The following is a 15,839-nucleotide window of genomic DNA, read 5'->3' on the forward strand; positions in this document are numbered from 1 at the left end:
TCTCGTATTGCAGTATCATGGCTGCAATGCGAAAGCTTGGCCCATTTTTGGGTAGTCAGTTCCCCATAGAAGTCTGTAGTCAATCTTTCCAACATTGCTTTTTGACGTTCATTAAATGCATATCGTTGGAACCATCCCTGGATTTTTAGTACCTTCTCGATGGTGTTTATTACCGTCTCTTGAGCCCCGTGTATTTGAGAGAGGTACCAGACAATCCAGAACATAAACAATCGACTGTAAAAACACAGTTAATTTTTTATATAATAATAATTTGACTCCCTTCTAATTCAGTTTTATACTAGAACTATAAACCTACCTTATCTGGTCTTTCTCCAGGTGAGAGAAGAAAAGGAGTGGCCTCATGTTAATCGGAATTTCCCCCTACATCGGTCCAGAACTGCTGGAAGCACTCGATAGAATGGGTCACGGTGACGAAATTGTTATCGTCGATGCGTTCTATCCCGGAGACACCCGTTCCTCCCGCTGTATCAGAGCTGATGGAATCAAAGTTGAAGACCTACTGGACGGCATCTTCCGTCTGATGAATCCTGATGATTATGTCAAAGATCCTGTAGTGATGATGCAACCCTCTGAGGGCGATAGTGCAGACCCTGCGGTGGAGCAGTCGTTCCAGGCAGTCTTGGACAAATACTGGCCTGCTACACCAAAAATCCAAAAAATCGAACGGCAAGCATTCTATGACAGAGCGACGCGTGCATATGCAGTAGTGGTTTCCGGTTCCATCGTAAAATATGGATGTATCATCATCCGCAAAGGTGTTCTGCCCCACTAAGTCTTTTATGCAGGCCACCTCAAGCGGTGGTCTGCAACAGTCTCCTAATCAATGAGTATCACTGGTTTGATAACTTGCTCCTCCTTGTTTCCAAACACAGCAAACGCAGCATCCAACTCATCCATGGAATACCGATGCGTCAGCAAGAGCGAACTAGGGATATGGTGCTGTTTCAACAACTCAAAGGCTTGTGGAAATCCCCAGTTGGGGATGGCATGAGAGGCGATAAGACGCTTCTTGGAAAAGTGGAAATCATTCGCTGAGAATGTCACTTGGTCATCTTTGAAATCAATACCATCATAGACAATGGAACCACAGAACCCAGCAAGCTCAATACCATCACCAAGCGTTGCAGGAGGAGAGGTGACAATCACTCGGTTGAACAGCTTGGGGAACTGCTGCCTGAGCGCTTCCTTCCACCCCGCCTTGGTGCTATCAATGACCAGGTCTGCACCAAGCTTCTTGGCAACATCACTTCTATAGGCTCCCCGGGGAGTATCAAGATGGTGGCCTACCATGACCACATTCCGCGCACCTCGCAACTTGGCGAGCTTGATGCAACTCAGGCCAATGATTCCCGGTCCCATGATAAGGACATCATCAAACAGCTGGACATCGGCCTCCCGGCTGAGATCAAGGGCAACGGTAATGGGCTCAGCAAGGGTAGCTTCAGGATAATCGAGACCTTCATACGGTATTACCATCTCCCGGGGAACCACCAGAAACTGGCCCATTCCTGCTTGATCATCCATGTAACTGTAGATGTGCTCACAAGCCTGAGGCTTCTGGTTCAAACACTGTTCACATTTCCCACAGGCAACATTGTTCTCCACCACTACTGAATCCCCTACTTTGAGTCCAGGGAAATCAGAACCAACTTCGTAGATGTATCCAGCCACTTCATGCCCAAGAGGAGTCAAGGACCCTGTAGGAAGATCTTTGACGAAGTGGATATCGGTCCCACAGATTCCACACGCCTTTATACGTACCACCACCTCATTGGCTTTGGGTTTTGGCAGTGTTTTCTTCACAATTTTGATTTGTTCATTTCTATCGACCCAGGCACTTTTAAATTCCATGTCACTCCTCACTTTAAGACTAGTTTTCAAAAAGATTGTATCTCGTATATGTTAAACAAGTTACACATGTCAGTAACATTTTCATCATACCGCCTTTTACTTACATAACAAGGATCTCTTGATCTTTCACTGTTTTAAGCAACTGATAGATTGTTGCAACAAAAGGAACACCAAACAAGATACCGGGAATACCAAAGAGACCCCCTCCAAGAATGACGGAAGTAAACACCCACACCCCTGGCAGTCCAACAGAGGTACCTACTACCCTGGGATAGATGATATTCCCTTCCAACTGTTGGAGAATTACCAGAAAAAGGACAAACAGGAGTGCCGTCTGATACCCTTGGCTAAAGAGGAGCACAAATCCAACTGCTCCTCCCAGATAGGCACCAACCAATGGGATGATGGCAGTCATGCCCACCACAGAACCCACGGTCAGGGCATAGGGAAAGCGGAAGAGCAACATCCCTAGTGTACAGAGAGAACCAAGGATGATCGCCTCAACAAACTGACCTGTAAAAAACTTGCCAAACGTTCTATTGGCTACCACTTTCACATGTACAATTTTTTTGCTGTACTTCTCAGGAATGAAACGTTCCATCAAATATGCAAGTTGGGACAACACCCTACGCTTACCAAAAAGCAGGTAGAGGCTGAATACCAAGGCAATCGCACCGTTGACCACTCCGTTTATTGCACCCCCCAAGACAGAGAGTGCATAGTCTGCAATTTTAGGGGAAGAAGCCTTCAAATTATCTACAAAGGTATTCATATATCCTTCAATGGTGGAGAATCCCTGTTCCAACTCCGGACGGGTACGCATGAATTGTTCCAGTGAGGATACCGCCTCCTGATAGAGCACCGGCAAATTGGTACTGAACTGGCTGATCGCCAATCCCAATTGGGGCAACAGTAGTATCAACACACCTGTGATCAACACCAAGAAAAATATGAGGGAGATAAATACCGCAAAGACTCTTGCTGCAAGAGGCTTCTTGCACTTCCCGAAAATCCGTTTTTCTATCCATTTGGCGGGTATGTCGACCAGATAAGCAAATACAATACCAAGAAGAAGTGGCATAAGCGGTCCCCAGAGCTTCTTAAGCCCAGCCTGTATGGTAGAGAAATACACTACGATAAGGGCGAGAACTGCTGCGAGGAGGAGAAGGTGCACGATGTTGCGAAATGTTTTCTTGTCCATCATGGAATTGAGTATTGCACAAGAAAAGTTGGGTTGCAATGCTAACAATCCCGAGGAAAACCTATGCTATACTTTACTGCAGAAATCCAGGAGGAATTGCTATGGCTCAAGAAGTTCGAATTATCACCACTGGCGGGACATTTGACAAACAGTACGACGCAATCAGTGGAGAACTGACATTCAGAGAGTCTCAGTTGCCAAGAATACTGAATCAGTCTCGCTGTACACTCAGTATCCTCTTGGAAGGGCCTTTAGCGGTAGACAGTCTTTTCATGACCGATGGACAGAGGGAGGAAATAGCCCAAACCTGCCTTCATAGTGCAGAAGAAAAGATTGTGGTCATCCATGGCACTGACACGATGTGCAACACTGCAAAGGTAATCGCTGAAACACTGAAAGGGGATGCAAGCAAGACGGTTGTATTAACGGGTGCCATGATCCCCTACTCCTTGGAAAATTCTGATGCAGTATTCAATCTGGGTTGTGCCCTCACCGCTGTACAGCTCCTTCCACCCGGGGTGTATATCACCATGAGTGGAAGGGTTTTCCTGTATGACAACTGCAGAAAAAACAAGGACAAAGGTGTGTTTGAGACCACTACCTAGGGGAAGGTTGTTTACACGTCGATGAGAGCAGAATTTGTACATGCTCTCGAGATGCTTTCAGGATGCTCTCCATGACATCAACAACATGCCTGGTCACATCTCCATTGGCTCGATGTTCGGAGCCACTTTCAAGCGCCTCTGCGATATCGGCAATACCAAGACCTCGAGAGTTCTCAGGGTAATCGAAGAGCAGGGGCATATCTGTCCACTCTTTCTCACCCATCCTACAATAAGAAATTGGCCCTCCGAAGGTATTAGGATCGGGAACGCGAAGAGACCCTTCAGTTCCATATATCTCAATCCTCGGCATGCTATGATTCCATACGTCAAAGCTGGTTACCAAGGTTGCAATACAACCAGAATGGAATTGCAAGAGACTTGCAATATGGGTATCCACTTCGACACGAATTGACGTCCCGTTCTTTGGCTCACTGGTAATCAATCGCTCTGAAAAACTTTTTTTCGCATATCCTGCAACTGATTGCACCGGACCAAGCAGATTGATAAGTGCAGTTATGTAATAGGGTCCCATATCGAACAAGGGGCCACCACCAGCTTGATAGTAGAACTCTGGAGCAGGGTGCCAACTCTCATGCCCATGGTTCATCATGAATGCAGAGGCGGCAACCGGCCGACCAATCCATCCATCATCAATGAGCTTGCGACAGGTCTGGATACCTGAGCCTAGGAAGGTATCAGGAGCACCTCCAAGTACAAGGTGCTTTTCATTTGCCAATGCTACCAACTGTGAGGCTTCTTCCGTAGTAAGAGAAAGCGGTTTCTCCACATAGACATGCTTGCCCGCTTCCAATACTTGCTTGCAGAGAGCAAAATGACTTTGTGGGGTGGTAAGATTGAGAACCAATTCCACTGAGGGATCTCCCAGCAGTTCCTCAACTGATGTATACTGTTTTATCTGGTAGGTCTCTGCAACCTCTTTGGCGCGCTCCTGGACCAAATCAACCACACCAACCAATTCCACATGCTTCTTGAACATTCCTGTAAGGTTTTCCAAGTAGATTCCGCTGATCTTGCCCAATCCAATGATAGCTACGTTGAGTTTTTTCATATCAGAACATCTTCCTTTCACTGGCGAACATTTCAATTCCCAAATGATTCTCTTTCGCAACCTTTTTCCCTTCTGCTGCCCAGAGAAGCCCCCGTTTCATCAGCTCCCATGCCTCAGGGATATCAAAGACATCATTATGATGACCAAGTGAGTTGTAATAAACTCTTCCATGCCCCCATTTCTTGGTCCAAACTACTGGCATCTGCACCACTCCATTAGTTGAGTGATACCAGTCAACCGTCGGGAACTTGGTGGTTGCTAGAACCTCCACCGCAGGATCGACATGGAGATAATACTGTTCACTGGAAACTGAAAAATCCTTGATGTCAGCTACCAGAGGACTGGAACTCTGCTTGATATTCACTTCGTAGGGCACTCCATCAGAACCTGGATGGGCAACCCAATTACCTCCCATGATGAATTGCCAGAGTACGTTGGTACGGAATGCATCACACATTCCCCCGTGGCAACCAGCAACTCCTACTCCACTGGCAATGGCATCAGCAAGAATACCCGTCTGCTTGCTCTCGAAGGTCCCCATGGTCCATACCGGCACGAAGAGATCCAGGCTGAAGAGATACTTTCTGTCTTGAAGAATCTCAAGATCATGTTCCATGCGAACATCAAAGCCCTCTGCTTCCAAATAGGTACCGAATCGTTCAGCAACCAATTCGGGCTCATGCCCATCCCAACCACCTACAAGTAACAATGCTTTCCTTTTTTCCGACATAGTTTCTCCTCTTATTGTAATTCCTTGTACTGCATAAAGGCAAAATCAGCAGGCTTGTTGAAGCCGGACAGATCCTGACAAGCCAATGCAAAAAAGGCTCCTGTAAATGCAGAGTTATCAATATGATCATCACTGATCCTCAACGCATCACAATCATTGCCATACTGAACATATTCCATTCCATCAAGTGAGTAGGAAAATCGCACCGTATCATAATCAGTTTCAATCCGCATCCAGATTTCATGAATATCCCCTACAGCGACCGGTGGAAATAGTTCCTCATGCTTGCCGTTGTCACAACTCATAATGCAAACCACCTTACCCAAGGCTTCATCATGAGAAAGTCGTAGGTAGTAGTACTCCCTAGTACCGTAGTAGTAGGCAATTCCAGCCATCTCCTTGTACCACGTGGGATCGAACTCCAGTTTTGTGGTCACCTCACACACAAAACACTGCTGTCTTCTTCCCACCAAAGCTTGCTTAAAGAGAGAGCTCATGCTCTCCTTTCCGTACAACCGCAAATATCCCGGCCTGTCCTTAAAAGAAAGCGTGTCCTCATTAAGAGGAATACGCAGCGTCTGGAAATCGAGAGGAAGCTCTGGACCATCAAACTGATAGAGAATATCAGAGGGAGGCAATGGTTTTACATCAAAGGGACTCTTAAATACAGGATTTGGCGCATTGCCACCACCCTCTATCCTGAGCCAACCATCTTGGTCGAAATACACATTTTGAATGGATGTCTCACGACCAAGCATGCAGTGCTGCTTGACTGGCCTTCCACAGAGATGCACCAATGCCCAGCTACCATCCTGGAGTTGCACCAAATCAGCGTGGCCTGCTTTCTGGATAAGGAGATTGGGCCTATCCTTACTGGTGACCAAGGGATTCCCGGGCATCATATCATAGGGCCCCTCAATCGTTCTGGAACGAGCAACAGACTCAGCATGGTTGTAGAAGGTACCCCCTTCAGCCACCAGAAGGTAGTAGTACTGCTCAATGTGGTAGAGGTGAGGTCCTTCTGTCCATCCAATCTCAGTACCCTCGAAGATAAGCTTTGGGTTACCAAGACAGCGCTTTTGGTCAAGACTGAACTCCTCTAGGAGAATTCCAGCAAACCGATTTCTGTCTTTCCTGAAATCCGTGGTCATGGTCACTATATACTTTCGCCCATTATCGTCATGGAAGAGTGAGGGGTCAAAGCCATAGCTGTTAAGATAGATCGGCTCACTCCAAGGTCCCGTAATCAAAGGAGCAGTCACGAGATAGTTGTGCGTGTCCTTGAAGTGTTCCTTGGTATGAACTACTGTGTACACTAGGTAGTAGATTCCCTTATCGTAGCTCAAACAGGGGGCCCACACCCCGGTGGAGTCAGGACATCCACGCATATCGAGCTGGCTAACCCTGTCCAATGGACGGGTTAGCAGTTTCCAGTTGACTAGATCTCTGCTGTGGTGGATTTGCACACCGGGGAACCATTCGAAAGTCGAGGTAGCGATATAGTAGTCATCCTCAACCCTGAGAATGGAAGGATCGGGGTTGAACCCCTTGAGAATTGGATTAGTAACGTATGTCATGACATCTCCTCTTAACCTTTCAAAGCACCTTGGGTAAGGCCATTGATGACCCTGTCCTGTGCCAGGAAGTAGAATATGAGTACCGGCAGGGAACCAACCAAGATAGCTGTGAGCACTGCAGGAATATTGATTGTCTGGAAACCATAGAAGTCACGGATACCCAGCGAAAGAGTCTTTTTGGAACGAGTATCAATCATGACCAGAGCATAGACAAACTCATTCCACATGGTCAGGAAGGTATAAACACCGACAGTGGAGATAGCAGGACCTGAGAGCGGCATCACAATCTTACGGTAGATTAAAAAAAGTGAACCACCGTCGATCATGGCAGCCTCATCCAGTTCCTTAGGCATTTCCTTGAAAAACTGGGTCATAATGAAGACCGAAATAGGGATGTTGAACGACACGTACGGCCCGATGAGAGCAAACAAGGTATCGTACACCCCGACATTGATGCTCATTGAATAAATGGGAATCAAGGTAGTGTGAATCGGAATCATCATGCCGGCAATGACTAAAAAGAAGATTCCCTTGGTCACACGGTAGTTGAACTTTGCAAAGACAAAGGCCATCAATGAGGAGACCAATATCACCAAGCTTACCCCGCTGACACTGACAATGAGGCTGTTGATGAAGTACCTAAGGAAAGTCGGAGCAAATACCAGCTTATAGTTTCCGAAAAAGAGCTTCTTCGGGGGCTGCCAAATGTTCATCATGTACTCAGGCAGACTCTTGAAGCTATTGAAAACCAAAAAAACCAGTGGGAAGCCGGTAAGGACGAGGACCACAATACAGAAAAAGTAAATGCAGACTTTGAACAGTTTATCGGTTACAGGTTCTTTCTTCATATCAATGAGCCTCCCTCACCCTAGTGATATAGAGGAAACCACAGGCGAATACAAAACAGATAATGAACATCAGACCTGCGATGGCTGAAGCATAGCCCATGCCAAATTCCACAAATCCTTTCTTGTACATATACGTTGCCATGAGTTCAGTTGCCCCGCTAGGACCACCTCCTGTCATGATATAGACCAAATCAAAATACTTAAGCGAACCCACCATGGACATGACCGCTGCTGTTCTTAGCGTCGGACTTATTAGAGGCAGGGTAATCTTCCAGAAGGATTGCCAACGGTTCGCACCATCGATGGTGGCAGCCTCATAGAGCTCGATAGAAATGTTGGTCAAACCTGCCTTGATGATAATCATATAAAAAGGGATAAACTGCCAACAGATGACAAAAAGCACCGCAGGCATCGCTGTCCTTACGTCTGCAAGAAATCCAATTACATATTGTCCAAGCCCCACTGCATTCATCACATAGGCGAGAATACCGAACATCGGATCAAAAAAGAGCTGCCACATAATACCGGTAGCAACAGTTGAAAAGAGCATGGGCAGAAAGAAGATGGTACGGAAGAAGCGTGTTCCCTTGATAGCGCTATTCAATGCCAGGGCGAGTAATAGTGCAAAGGGAAGCTGAATGACTATCGAAGTAATCATCAGAATCAAGTTGTTTTTAACTGCAACGCCCATCATGGGATCCTTGAAAAGCTTTAAGTAGTTTGCAAATCCGACGAATCTCGAGTCTTGACTGATACCTGTCCAGTCCAAGGTAGAAAACTGGAAGGTCATTAATATACCATACAAATTATAAATACCATAAAACAGAAGACCGGGCACCAAGGCTGCCACAACAAAGAAAATCTCTTTATGATTGTTCGCTCGACGTTTAGTTAGAACCATGAATATATTCCTTTTGAAGAAGAGGGGAGGCTGAAAGAGCAGCCTCCCGTAAGATGGCTTCAACGCCACACTCCTTATTTTGCGGGACCCAAGACTTCAACAGCCTTCGCTTCCACCAGCTTTGCAGCCTGAGCGGGAGTCATGGTCAAACCAAACAAGGCCTGAGTGGTATCTTTATGCACTTCTGCGAGAGCAGGAGGCATGTATTGATCGTAGAAGTTCTGCATGACCTTCGCACCCATAAGCACATCATATTGCTTCTGGATGAGTGGATCCTTAATCTCGATGCCCTTGACACCGGAAATCATGGAGGAGCCATCAATCATGTCCTGACCATACACCTGATCGGAAAGGACTACGAGCAAATCAAAAGCTTCCTTCGGATACTTGGTGCCACTATAGATATGGATAACATTTCCACCACCGACAATCTCGTCGGCTGAACCTGCAGCACCTTCAATGACCGGGAACTTAAACAGACCAAGATTGTTCTCGTAGAAGTCAGGAGCTTCATTGCGGCAGTTTCCAAGCAAACCGTTAGTCTGGATGAGGTGTGCAGCTCTTGAGCTGTAGAACAACATTCTGGACCCGCCGGTATCATAGTTGATACCGTTCATGCCTTCAGGATAGTAACCCTTACGGACCCATTCTTGAATCTTCTCACCAGCCTTGATAAAGCTCTCGTCTTCGAAGGTCTTTCCATTTTCCCTATTGAAGGCATCAATAAAGACCTGTGCCCCACCATAACGCATCGAAAGATAGATGAAAGTGATGGCGCCAGGCCACTTGCTGGCATTTCCAAGAGCGATAGGAATAATCCCATTAGCTTCTAGGACGTCACAATTGTACTCGAACTCAGCAAGAGTTGTGGGAACCTTAAGATTGTATTTTTCGTACAGTTCGCGGTTGTAGTACACAGAAGAAGGTCCACAAGTAATTGGAAGCCCATAGACCTTGTCGCCGCTCATACTAATGGAGATACCGGGTTCAAGATAGTTTTGTGCAACACTCTTAACCTGTTCAGAGATATCAAGCACCTTACCAGCCTTGATGAACTCTTCCATCCAACCGCCACCCCAAGTGATGAACAGATCAGGAGGATTTCCACCTCCCATAGCGGTCTTCAGCTTGGTTTTGTAGGGATCGTTCTCAATCGCCTGTTCAACTACTTTCACTTTCGGGTTGGCCGCTTGGTAGCGAGCAATAGCCTTCTCCATAGTCTCACGACGAGAGACATCAACACCGATGTGCCAGACAGTGAGTGTAATGTCCTTTTCATTTTTTGCCTCAGCTTCTGAAGAACCTGCAGCAAAGAGCATCGCTGTTGAAACCAACAGAACGCATGCAAAAATTAGCAACCTTTTCATTCTAAAACCTCCTTAAGAAATGTAGCTCTCTATGCACTAGTGGTACACACTAAGCATAATCATCTTGGCTATAACTCTAAATCCTAACTATGAAGAGAAGAATATCTATTATAGTTTTTACATATGTTATCTTGACATTTTTAAATTTAATCTATCTATTGATATCCAATTTATTGATATAAATCTTATTATAATATATATAATTATTTAATTTGCACAAAATCATTGCAATACACTAATTTGTGGTGCAATATTCTTGAGATTGGTATCTTTTTATGTCAATGAGATATATTTATCATCTATCTACTCAGATACCCTCCATCAACAGGAAGCATGACGCCACACACATAGTCTGAAGCATCGCTGGCAAGATACACGACCGCTCCTGCCATATCTTGCGGTTGTCCCCAGCGTTTGGCAGGAATGCGCTGACTCAACTCGGCAAACCGCGCTTCATCATTGACCAAGGCGGTATTGATCGGGGTAGCCATATAACCAGGAGCGATGCAATTCACATTTATACCCAAGGAGGAAAGTTCGTTGGCCATCGTCTTGGTCATCTGCATCACCGCTCCCTTCGCTGAACAGTATGCAACTGTGTTGATTCCCGCAGCAATTGAGTTCACTGAAGCAATATTGATGATCTTGCCCTTACCCAATTTCACCATCAGATTTCCAGCCCACTGGGCTAAGTCAAAGACGCTGGTAAGGTTGAGCTCAATCACTTTGTCCCAATCTTCCATGGGAAACTCCAAAGCAGGATACCGAATTTGGATACCAGCGTTGTTAACGATGATATCCAGCTTACCTTCCAATCGTTTTTCAATTGTTTTCTTCAACTCAGAACGCTTTAATCGGTCAAGCAAGTCACATATAATAGCTTCTGCTTGCAGCCCTTGTTCCCTAAGCTCCTCAGCTTTCTCCACTACCTTTGGGTTGATATCTACCAGGATGACAAAGGCTCCAGCTTCAGCAAGGCCTTTTGCCATCCCCCATCCCAAACCTTGGGACGAGCCAGTGATTACTGCGTTCTTTCCAGTCAAATCAAACGGATTTCTCTTCATGGCTACACCTCATAGGAGAGCAACGGCTTCCATCCATCATTGATGAACTGATCGGTAGTTCGGTTGCAACTTCCGAAGGTTATGAATGCTTTTTCATCCATACCATTCTCTTCATAGGCCTTATGGAACTCATCGAGGGTCATCAATCGATCAATGACATCTTGGTCTATAGGCTTGTCAATCTGGGTTTCATAGGGGCCTTTCTCGGCAAGCAATTCGTCCTGGATTCCTTTGGATATGGACATAATCATCTTCGCCCCTGAGAGTGCCGTTACATGATAGGCACCTCGGCAACCTGCAGGCATAAGAACGGTATCATACCCTCGTTCTGCAAAAAGTTTGTATGCCTTTTTAATACAGGCTGTACCTGCCTGCCTGATATCTGATTCACTGACTATGGATTCTTGATCCTGTGCAACATCGCGTAGGTAATCATCCAAACGGCCCACCATCAATACCGCAATGGTAAGAGGCTCCTTGATCCCTGCCTTTCTTGCCCGTTCTTTGCCACGTTTTGCAGCCTCGGCAACCTTGAGGACCTGGGGAACTGTAAAGCTAATTGTTGCAGCAACATTGAAACCAAGGGCCACACACTCCTCATATACCCTAAGGCCTGCTTTGGTTGCAGGGAGTTTGATGACTACGTTCTTATACCAAGCTGCATACTGCTTCGCCTGAGCGAGCATGTAGGGATAATCACCAGTCTTCAATGGATTGGTCTGTGCACAGACATATCCTTGTCCGAAATCGCCTTTCTCATACATGGAGGTGAACAACTCTGCATAGTAGCCTGTAACAGCCTTGATCAAAGCCAATACCTTTTCATCACCACTCAGATTCTTGGCAAGAGCCTGTATGCGATCTTTCCACACTTCTGGATATGCATACAGTGTCTGGGTTACAAGGAATGGATTGGTGGTCATCCCTACCGCACCATCAGAAAACGCTCGCTCTTGTTCTTCTATATTGGCAGAGTCATGCCACCATATTGAGTCTGTCTCATTTGAAAGCCATTCTAGATAATTCATGCAACCCTTCTTAAAAACCCATTAATAAATTTTGATGAGATTCTTCGCAAAAGAATTGAGTCAGAGTCCTAATCTAGAACCCTGACCCAACTCAATTGTTACTTACGAACCTTAATACCTGCTTCCTTCTCGTACCACTGGACAAGTCCGCCGTGGTCGTCGGAGCCTTTTCCGTCGGAGGAGAGGGCTCTCATCATCTCGATGACCGAGTTGGAGATGGGAGTCGGGGTCTTCACGCTACTGGCGGTATCAATGGCATTCTGCAGGTCCTTGATGTGCAGGTCGATGCGGAACCCAGGTTTGAAGTTTCCCTCCAGCACCAGAGGTGCCTTCGCATCAAGCACTGTGCTACCGGCCAATCCCCCGCGGATTGCCTTGAACACTTTCTCTGGGTCGACATTAGCCTTGGTTGCAAGCACCAGTGCCTCGCTCATGCCTGCAATGTTTGCTGCTACCATGATCTGGTTCGCAAGCTTGGTCGTGTTCCCGCTACCAATCTCCCCAACCAAGGTCACACTGCTTCCCATGACCTGCAGGATTGGCTCGACCACCTTGAAGGTCTCCCCCGGTCCGCCGACCATGATTGCAAGGGTTCCGTCGATTGCCTTTGGCTCCCCGCCGGAGACCGGCGCGTCAAGCATGACCACACCCTTCTTCACCAGTTCAGCTGCCACTTCCCGGCTCACAATCGGGCTGATGGAGCTCATGTCCACCACAATCAGGCCTTCCTTCGCACCCTCGATTACTCCACCCTCACCCAGTACGACCGTCTGTACGTGAGGGCTGTTGGGAAGCATCGTGATCACCACGTCACTCTGCTGTGCGACTTCCTTAGCGCTGGCAGCCTCAGTCGCCCCGGAAGCGACAACCTCGGCCACAGCTTCCTTGTTGATATCGTTGACGACCAGGCTATAGCCTGCCTTCAATAGGTTCTTTGCCATGGGCTTGCCCATGATCCCGAGTCCAATAAATCCAATCTTCATGTTTTCGCTCCTTACTTGTAGGCCAGGACGCTCCTGACCTTCTTCGCGACATCCTCAGCCTCTAGGCCGTAATGCTTAAGCAGGATGGAATAGTTCTCCGCACTGGTGCCGAAGCGGTCACCCACCCCCAGAATCTCAATCGGAACTCGCTTCTTGGAAAGAGCGCTGCATACTGCGCTTCCGAGGCCTCCGATGACGTTGTGCTCCTCTGCCGTTACTACACCCTTCATACCCTCGGCATACGCCTCAAGCGCCTTGGTATCCAGTGGCTTGATCGTCGATACATTGACCACGCGCGCTGATATGCCTTCCTTCCCAAGGATCTTTGCTGCCTCCATCGATTGCTGCACCATCACGCCCGTGGCAAAGATCACCACATCTTTGCCGTCGACCATCTGGGTCATCTTTCCGATATGGTACTCCTCATCGGGGTTGGTAACGATAGGGAGGTCGTTGCGGTTGATGCGTATGTACATCGGCCCCTTCTGCTCCACCATGGCCTTTACCATTTTCTCGGTCTCCACTGCATCACAGGGGCTGAGAACGGTCATGTGTGGCAATACCTGCATCAGGGCAATGTCGTCTATGCTCTGGTGGGTCTTGCCATCCCCGTAATCGGAAAGTCCGGCGCTCGAACCGCAAATCTTCACGTTCAGGTTCGCAATCGTAATCGAGGAGCGAATCTGGTCATAGGCACGTCCGGAGGCAAACACCGCAAACGAGTTCATGAACGGTACCTTCCCCGTCAGCGAGAGCCCCGCCGATACGCTTGCCATGTTCTGTTCAGCGATACCCATCTGGAAGTAGCGATCGGGGTACTCGGCTGCGAACAGCTTACTCATCGTGGAGTTGCCCAGGTCGGCCTCCAGCAATACGATGTCCTTGTTGTCCTTTCCCAGCTCGACCAGCGTCTCGCCGTAGGTTGTCCTCAGGCTGTCTGTAGTCCTCATGCCTCTACCTCCTTCCTCATGTCGGCTATGCACTGCCATGCTATCTTGTATTCTTCCTCACTCATCGCCGCATTGTGGTATTTGGCCTTCCCCTCAGCAAACGGGAAGCACTTGCCCTTCACTGTGTGCGCCATGATTACCGTCGGGCCTTCCTTGTATGCTTTCGCTGCATCAAGTGCCCCGAGGATCTGGACCATGTCGTGCCCGTCGATCTCGATGACATTCCACCCGAAGGCCTTCCACTTCTCCACCAGGTTCTCAATCGGGAAGATTTCGGCGGTCGTGCTCGTTGCCTGCACGCCGTTCCAGTCCACGATAGCTGTCAGGTTGCTTGCCTTGTACACAGAAGAAGCCATCACGGCCTCCCACACCTGGCCCTCTGCAAGCTCGCCGTCGCCCAGGATCGTATACACGTGGTTCTCGCTCTTGTCCAGGGTGAGCCCAAGGGCAACACCGAGGGAGACTGAGAGTCCCTGGCCCAACGATCCTGTGACAGCTTCGATGCCCGGAGTCTTGTCCATGTCTGGGTGTCCCTGCAGGAGTCCCTTGAAGGTCTTCACCTTGCCCAGCTCGCTGCGGTCGAAATATCCCAGCTCCACAAGGCATGCATACTGCACCAGGACTGCATGGCCCTTGCTCATGATAAGGCGGTCTCGAGCCGGGTCCTTCGGGTCATCCTTGTTCACCTTCATCGTGTGGAAGTACAAGGCTGCCATCACATCCGCTATCGAGCTGCTTCCGCCAAGGTGCCCCACCTTTCCAGGGGGAATCATCTCCAGGATGTTTGCACGCACCTGGATTGCCTTGAGTTGCAGTTCCTTTACTAATTCTTGAGAATAGTTCATCTTCATCTCTCTCCTAACTTGTACAGGAATCGTGTTCAGCAGCAGGTCACTCCGCCATCTACCGGCAGAGCAACCCCGTTGATGAACGACGCCTCTTCGCTTGCGAGGTACAATACTGAATTTGCTACATCTTCAGGGGTTGCAAGACGCCCCAGGGGAACCTCGTCAAACCGCTGTTGTTTCTTTGCTGGATCTTTGAACATCTCCTGTACAAGAGGAGTATCGACTGTGCTGGGGTGTATTGAGTTACACCGAATATTCTCACTTCCGTATCTGCTGGCGATTGCCTTGGTAAGGAGCGTTACCGCACCCTTGGTGGTGGTATATGCTTCTGGTGTATAGCGATGACCGATCAAACCACAAACAGAAGAGGTGTTGATGATTGCCCCACCACCCTGCTTTCGCATGACAGGGATTACATACTTTGTACCCAGAAAGACAGAACCAACATTCACGAGCATCATGGTGTTGAACTCGCTGATGACCATTTCCTCGATGGGCTTCCTGATGTTGATCCCGGCGTTGTTCACCAAGACATCAATCCTGCCTTCTTTCGTCACAATAGTATCAATGGTCTGTTTCCAAGCTTCTTCGCTGGTCAAATCCATTTGAATGAAGGTGGCAGTAACCTTGTTCTCAGTGAGCTGAGCTTCCAGCTCCTTACCTTTCGTCTCATCAAGATCAAGGATGTAGAGCTTTGCACCATTCTTGCAGAGCAATTCAACCATAACCGCGCCTAAGCCTCCGGCTCCGCCGGTGACCAGAATAACCTTATCTTTAACATTCACTATATACTTCC

The 15,839-nt window shown here is 47.8% G+C and carries 16 protein-coding genes and 1 pseudogene; 2 read left to right on the plus strand and 15 right to left on the minus strand.

Annotated elements, in window-relative coordinates; all coding sequences use genetic code 11:
• Window positions 1-224: pseudogene (locus tag DYP60_RS11775) on the minus strand (hypothetical protein); the annotation flags it as partial.
• A 137-nt stretch (window positions 225-361) separates the two neighbouring features.
• Here DYP60_RS11775 and fucU point away from each other — a divergent pair.
• Window positions 362-793, plus strand: coding sequence for an L-fucose mutarotase (gene fucU, locus DYP60_RS11780; RefSeq protein ID WP_117331215.1), 432 nt, complete (start codon window positions 362-364; stop codon window positions 791-793).
• 44 nt (window positions 794-837) lie between these two features.
• Here the strand turns inward: fucU and DYP60_RS11785 are convergent, their stop codons facing one another.
• Complete coding sequence (locus tag DYP60_RS11785; protein ID WP_117331216.1) at window positions 838-1,872, minus strand: zinc-dependent alcohol dehydrogenase; 1,035 nt, start codon at window positions 1,870-1,872, stop codon at window positions 838-840.
• Window positions 1,873-1,972: 100 nt separating this feature from the next.
• The gene (locus tag DYP60_RS11790) at window positions 1,973-3,076 is read right to left on the minus strand and encodes an AI-2E family transporter (protein ID WP_117331217.1); all 1,104 of its coding nucleotides are present in this window, start codon (window positions 3,074-3,076) and stop codon (window positions 1,973-1,975) included.
• Window positions 3,077-3,174: 98 nt separating this feature from the next.
• On the opposite strand from DYP60_RS11790, the gene DYP60_RS11795 reads away from it, so the two are divergent.
• The gene (locus tag DYP60_RS11795) at window positions 3,175-3,678 is read left to right on the plus strand and encodes an asparaginase domain-containing protein (protein ID WP_117331218.1); all 504 of its coding nucleotides are present in this window, start codon (window positions 3,175-3,177) and stop codon (window positions 3,676-3,678) included.
• Here the strand turns inward: DYP60_RS11795 and DYP60_RS11800 are convergent.
• From DYP60_RS11800 to DYP60_RS11855, 12 genes are all read right to left on the minus strand, one after another.
• On the minus strand, window positions 3,671-4,747 hold the full coding sequence (locus DYP60_RS11800) for a Gfo/Idh/MocA family protein (protein ID WP_117331219.1): 1,077 nt from the start codon (window positions 4,745-4,747) through the stop codon (window positions 3,671-3,673). The two genes, DYP60_RS11795 and DYP60_RS11800, sit on opposite strands and share 8 nt — an antisense overlap.
• A gap of 1 nt (window position 4,748) precedes the next feature.
• A complete protein-coding gene (locus DYP60_RS11805) occupies window positions 4,749-5,477 on the minus strand; it encodes a ThuA domain-containing protein (protein WP_117331220.1) in 729 nt (242 codons plus the stop codon).
• Window positions 5,478-5,488: 11 nt separating this feature from the next.
• Window positions 5,489-7,054 (minus strand): glycoside hydrolase family 43 protein, encoded by a 1,566-nt coding sequence (locus tag DYP60_RS11810; RefSeq protein ID WP_117331221.1) that lies wholly within the window; start codon window positions 7,052-7,054, stop codon window positions 5,489-5,491.
• Between the two features lie 11 nt (window positions 7,055-7,065).
• Window positions 7,066-7,902, minus strand: coding sequence for a carbohydrate ABC transporter permease (locus DYP60_RS11815; protein ID WP_117331222.1), 837 nt, complete (start codon window positions 7,900-7,902; stop codon window positions 7,066-7,068).
• A gap of 1 nt (window position 7,903) precedes the next feature.
• A complete protein-coding gene (locus DYP60_RS11820) occupies window positions 7,904-8,692 on the minus strand; it encodes a carbohydrate ABC transporter permease (RefSeq protein WP_240622878.1) in 789 nt (262 codons plus the stop codon).
• A 185-nt stretch (window positions 8,693-8,877) separates the two neighbouring features.
• Entirely contained in the window at window positions 8,878-10,170 is a 1,293-nt protein-coding gene (locus DYP60_RS11825; protein ID WP_117331224.1) for an extracellular solute-binding protein, read from the minus strand.
• Window positions 10,171-10,469: 299 nt separating this feature from the next.
• Window positions 10,470-11,234, minus strand: coding sequence for a glucose 1-dehydrogenase (locus DYP60_RS11830; RefSeq protein WP_117331225.1), 765 nt, complete (start codon window positions 11,232-11,234; stop codon window positions 10,470-10,472).
• A gap of 2 nt (window positions 11,235-11,236) precedes the next feature.
• Window positions 11,237-12,262 carry a transaldolase family protein gene (locus DYP60_RS11835; protein ID WP_117331226.1) on the minus strand — a complete coding sequence of 342 codons (1,026 nt, stop codon included), beginning with the start codon at window positions 12,260-12,262 and terminating at the stop codon, window positions 11,237-11,239.
• A gap of 98 nt (window positions 12,263-12,360) precedes the next feature.
• Window positions 12,361-13,245: a 2-hydroxy-3-oxopropionate reductase gene (garR, locus tag DYP60_RS11840; protein WP_117331227.1), complete on the minus strand. Its 885-nt coding sequence runs from the start codon at window positions 13,243-13,245 to the stop codon at window positions 12,361-12,363.
• An 11-nt stretch (window positions 13,246-13,256) separates the two neighbouring features.
• Window positions 13,257-14,234 carry a transketolase family protein gene (locus tag DYP60_RS11845; RefSeq protein WP_338067796.1) on the minus strand — a complete coding sequence of 326 codons (978 nt, stop codon included), beginning with the start codon at window positions 14,232-14,234 and terminating at the stop codon, window positions 13,257-13,259.
• Window positions 14,192-15,046: a transketolase gene (locus DYP60_RS11850; protein WP_338067797.1), complete on the minus strand. Its 855-nt coding sequence runs from the start codon at window positions 15,044-15,046 to the stop codon at window positions 14,192-14,194. The genes DYP60_RS11845 and DYP60_RS11850 overlap by 43 nt, the downstream gene beginning before the upstream one ends.
• 29 nt (window positions 15,047-15,075) lie before the next feature.
• The gene (locus tag DYP60_RS11855; RefSeq protein WP_117331229.1) at window positions 15,076-15,828 is read right to left on the minus strand and encodes an SDR family NAD(P)-dependent oxidoreductase; all 753 of its coding nucleotides are present in this window, start codon (window positions 15,826-15,828) and stop codon (window positions 15,076-15,078) included.
• Between the last annotated feature and the right edge of the window lie 11 nt (window positions 15,829-15,839).

The sequence above is a fragment of the Sphaerochaeta halotolerans genome (assembly GCF_003429665.1).
In the GTDB taxonomy this organism is placed as follows: domain Bacteria; phylum Spirochaetota; class Spirochaetia; order Sphaerochaetales; family Sphaerochaetaceae; genus Sphaerochaeta; species Sphaerochaeta halotolerans.